The organism is Streptomyces sp. P9(2023), assembly GCF_032436795.1.
Lineage (GTDB): Bacteria > Actinomycetota > Actinomycetes > Streptomycetales > Streptomycetaceae > Streptomyces.
In genome coordinates, this window is the sequence record NZ_JAUPWM010000810.1 from 1 (window position 1) to 239 (window position 239).

The 239-nt window shown below is 59.4% G+C and carries 1 pseudogene; it reads right to left on the reverse strand.

Annotated features, from left to right (window positions below):
* Positions 1–239: pseudogene (locus Q5762_RS39530) on the reverse strand (helix-turn-helix domain-containing protein); the annotation flags it as partial.

A 239-nucleotide genomic window follows, 5' to 3' on the forward strand; every position in this document is an offset into this window, starting at 1 on the left:
TCCGGCGGCGGATATCGCCGTCCTTGTTGACCAAGGTTTTGGTCACGAAGGCCGCGTATTCCTTGGCGTTGTCGTAGCCCTTCCAGACCTCGTGAGGGTCCAGCGCGTAGGCGCAAACTCGGCCAGCGACAGGGATGCGGACAAGCGCCCGGTTTTCTTCCAGGTAGGCGAGCCAAGACCGGATAGTCCTGGTAGTCACCTTCATGTGATCGGCCAAAAACTGCTGATCGCAGATCACC